Consider the following 2,632-nt stretch of genomic DNA (forward strand, 5'->3'; position numbering starts at 1 on the left):
GAAATTAATCAACTAGTAAAGCCAGTCCCGTAGCTCAGCTGGTTAGAGCGCTACACTGATAATGTAGAGGTCGGCAGTTCGAGTCTGCCCGGGACTACGAGACAATTGATAATTATTAATTAGTAATTGTTTAATTATCCACGGGGGATTAGCTCAGCTGGCTAGAGCGCCTGCCTTGCACGCAGGAGGTCATCGGTTCGACTCCGATATCCTCCACTTTTAACAGAGTGGTTTAGATATCATTTCTTTCGAAGAAAGTTCGAGAGAGTACATAAAATATTGGTAATCAGATACGAGAGTGCTGATTATCACACGGCTACCCTTTACATACTTTATCAATTACACGAGCCAATGTTAGTGGATAAAGAGTAGGAGAATCGAGCGGATTCAGGGGAAGCACAAGTTCATTGACATGTTGTGAAAGAGTAGAATTAAGGTAAACATAAGAGATACGAGAAAGTAAATAAGGGCGTATGGCGGATGCCTTGGCTCTCAGAGGCGAAGAAGGACGTGATAAGCTGCGATAAGCTACGGGGATTGGCACATACAAATTGATCCGTAGATTTCCGAATGGGACAACCCAGTACATTGAAGATGTATTATATCTAATTTATTAGGTAGGCTAACCCGGAGAACTGAAACATCTAAGTACCCGGAGGAAGAGAAAACAATAGTGATTCCGCAAGTAGTGGCGAGCGAACGCGGAAAAGCCCAAACCACATCAGTTAAGGCTAGTGTGGGGTTGTAGGACTGCAACGTGGACTTATACAATGAACATGAATCGGTTGGGAAACCGAGCCATAGAGGGTGAGAGCCCCGTAAAGGAAAGTTGTATATACCTAGCAGTATCCTGAGTAAGGCGGGACCGGAGAAATCCCGTTTGAATCTACCGGCACCATCCGGTAAGGCTAAATACTACTGAGAGACCGATAGCGAACAAGTACTGTGAAGGAAAGGTGAAAAGTACCGTGAATAACGGGGTGAAATAGAACCTGAAACCATACGCTTACAAGCGGTCGGAGCAACTTTGTGTTGTGACGGCGTGCCTTTTGCATAATGAGCCTACGAGTTACTTTTCTTGGCAAGGTTAACCCCGTTGACGGGGGGAGCCGAAGCGAAAGCGAGTCTGAATAGGGCGATATAGTCAGGGGAAGTAGACGCGAAACCTTGTGATCTACCCATGGTCAGGGTGAAGTTCCGGTAACACGGAATGGAGGCCCGAACCAGTTGACGTTGAAAAGTCTTTGGATGAACTGTGGGTAGGGGTGAAAGGCCAATCAAACTGGGAAATAGCTCGTACTCCCCGAAATGTTTTTAGGAACAGCCTCGGGAGATGTTTGATAGAGGTAGAGCTACCAATAGGACTAGGGGGAGTCAAATCCTACCAAATCCTGATGAACTCCGAATGCTATCAAATTATCCCGGGAGTGAGGGCAAGGGTGCTAAGGTCCTTGTCCGAGAGGGAAAGAACCCGGACCATCAGCTAAGGTCCCCAATTGTATATTAAGTTGAACTAAGGCGGTTCAGTTGCTTAGACAGCCAGGATGTTGGCTTGGAAGCAGCCATTCATTTAAAGAGTGCGTAACAGCTCACTGGTCGAGCGACAGAGCATCGATAATGATCGGGCATCAAATATACAACCGAAGCTATGGTCTTGTCAGCAATGACGAGAGGTAGGGGAGCATTCCATTTGCGGTGAATGTGTGGCGTCAGCCATGCTGGAGCGGATGGAAAAGCAAATGTAGGCATAAGTAACGATAATGCTAGTGAGAAACTAGCACACCAATAGACTAAGGTTTCCTCAGCAATGCTAATCAGCTGAGGGTTAGTCAGGGCCTAAGGCGAACCCGAGAGGGGTAGTCGATGGACAACAGATTAATATTTCTGTACTACCTTATAGAGTGATGGGGTGACGGAGTAGTGAAAGTCCCGCGTACTGACGGAATAGTACGTTGAAGGGTGTAGGTAATGGTTGTGTAGGTAAATCCGCACGACTAGCTGAACCTGATAGTACCACAACGCTTCGGCAGCGTGGATAGCGGACCTAATCAGACTTCCAAGAAAACCCTCTAAACATATGTATAAGGTACCTGTACCGCAAACCGACACAGGTAGTCAAGGAGAGAATCCTAAGGTGCTCGAGTGATCCGTGGCTAAGGAACTAGGCAAAATGGCCCTGTAACTTCGGGAGAAGGGGCGCCTCGTTAGTGATAACGAGGCCGCAGTGAAGAGGCCCAGGCGACTGTTTAACAAAAACACATGGCTTTGCGAAATCGAAAGATGAAGTATAAGGCCTGACACCTGCCCGGTGCTGGAAGGTTAAGGGGGGACGTTAGCAGCAATGCGAAGCGTTGAACTGAAGCCCCAGTAAACGGCGGCCGTAACTATAACGGTCCTAAGGTAGCGAAATTCCTTGTCGGGTAAGTTCCGACCTGCACGAATGGTGTAACGATCTGGGCACTGTCTCGGCCACGAGCTCGGTGAAATTGTAGTAGCGGTGAAGATGCCGCTTACCCGCAACGGGACGAAAAGACCCCATGAACCTTTACTATAGCTTCACATTGACATTGGGTAAAATATGTGTAGGATAGGTGGGAGACTTCGAAGCTGTGTCGCCAGGCATGGTGGAGTC

General features: G+C 47.7%; 2 tRNA genes and 1 rRNA gene. All 3 read left to right on the forward strand.

Features of this window, described 5'->3' with window-relative positions:
- The first annotated feature begins 23 nt into the window (after nt 1-23).
- Nucleotides 24-97: transfer RNA gene (locus B9Y84_RS20335), tRNA-Ile, on the forward strand.
- A gap of 45 nt (nt 98-142) precedes the next feature.
- Nucleotides 143-216, forward strand: a tRNA-Ala gene (locus tag B9Y84_RS20340).
- A 237-nt stretch (nt 217-453) separates the two neighbouring features.
- A 23S ribosomal RNA gene (locus tag B9Y84_RS20345) occupies nt 454-2,632 on the forward strand; the annotation flags it as partial.

It is taken from the genome of Marivirga sericea (assembly GCF_900177665.1).
Classification (GTDB): domain Bacteria; phylum Bacteroidota; class Bacteroidia; order Cytophagales; family Cyclobacteriaceae; genus Marivirga; species Marivirga sericea.